This is a genomic window from Micromonospora sp. NPDC047620, from assembly GCF_043205005.1.
In the GTDB taxonomy this organism is placed as follows: Bacteria; Actinomycetota; Actinomycetes; order Mycobacteriales; family Micromonosporaceae; genus Micromonospora.
The window spans coordinates 1-1597 of sequence record NZ_JBIDDG010000097.1 but is presented as its reverse complement, the minus strand read 5'-3'; the positions used below and the strand labels follow the sequence as shown (position 1 = coordinate 1597).

The window sequence follows — 1597 nt, the reverse complement described above, 5'->3', positions numbered from 1 at the left end:
CGTACCGATCTGGAGGAGCGGCTCGCGGAGATCTGGGCGCGGGTGTTGAGCCTGGACACCGTCAGCGTCGTCGACAGCTTCTTCGACCTCGGCGGTCACTCGATCAGCGCCATCGCCCTGGTCGGCGCCTTGCGCGCGGCCGGGTTCCCGGCCTCGGTGCGGGACGTCTTCGTGCACCGCACCGTCGCCGCGCTCGCCGCGCACATCCAGGCGGAGCAGACCGCCGCCGAACCGGAGTTCCAGGCGGTCGCCCCGTTCGCGCTGCTCGACGACGCCGACCGGGCCGCCCTGCCCGCCGGCCTCGCCGACGCGTACCCGATCGCCCAGGTGCAGCTCGGCATGCTGGTGAAGACGCTGACCGACACCGACCGGCACACGTACCACAACGTGTCGGCCTTCCCGATCCACGACGACCAGCCCCTGGCCCCCGACGCGCTGCGCCGCGCGGTGCAGGCTGTCGTCGACCGGCACGAGATCCTGCGCACCTCCTTCGACCTGAACGGCTACTCGGTGCCGCTGCAACTCGTGCACGCCGAGGTGCCCGTCGAGGTGACCGCGCTCGACCTGCGCGGGACGGACGCCGAGGAGCGGCTGCGCGCCTTCATGGCCGCCGAACGGGCCACCCCGTTCCCGCCGGACCAGGCTCCCCAGATGCGTGTCGCCGGCGCGATCGGCGACGGCAACGCCTGGTGGTTCGTACTGACGATGTCGCACGGCATCCTCGAAGGCTGGAGCCACCACTCCCTGCTGATGGAGATCCTGGACAACTACCGGCGGCTGCGGGACACCGGCGCCCCGGTGCCCTTCGAGGCGCTGCCGGTCCGCTACGCCGACTTCGTCGCCGCCGAACTGGCCTCCCTGACGTCCGCCGAGGACGAGGCGTACTGGCAGGGCGTGGTCGAGCACCCGCGCTTCGCGCTGCCGTCCGGCTGGGGTGCGCCCGAATCCGACCCCGAGTTCCAGTGCGGCACCCGGGTGCCGCTGCACGACCTGCTCGACGGGCTGAAGGGCCTGGCCAGCCGCACCGGCACGTCGCTGAAGAGCGTGCTGCTGGGCGCGCACCTGAAGGTGATGAGCCAGCTCACCGGCGAACCCGTCTTCACCAGCGGTCTCGTCTGCCACGGCCGGCCTGAGGTGGCCGGCGCGGACCGGGTGTACGGCATGCACCTGAACACGCTGCCGTTCGTCCACCGGGGACCGACCGCGACCTGGGCGGACCTGGTCCGGCAGACCTTCGAGGCCGAGCTGGAGCTGTGGCCGCACCGGCACTACCCGCTGCCGTCCGTGCAGCGGTTCACCGGGGGCGAGCGACCCATCGAGATCCTCTTCAACTACCTGGACTTCGAGCAGGTCGACACCGACCGCGTCGGCTTCGACGACGCCATCTACGAGGCGTCCAGCGAGTTCGACCTGCACGTCTCCACCCTCGCCGGGACGCTGAGCATCCTCAGCCGCCCCCACGTCGTCAGCTACCCCAACGTGCTGCGCCTCGGCGGCATGTACCGGGCGGTGTTGGAGGCGATGGTGGCGGATCCGGACGGGGATGCGCGGGTGGTGTGTCTGTCGGCGGATGAGGTGCCGGTGGTGCTGGCCGACG

At 71.5% G+C, this 1597-nt stretch carries 1 protein-coding gene; it reads left to right on the top strand.

Annotated elements, in window-relative coordinates; translation table 11 throughout:
• On the top strand, positions 1-1597 hold a 1597-nt coding region (locus ACGF5C_RS34395; protein ID WP_393308534.1), incomplete at both ends, for a condensation domain-containing protein.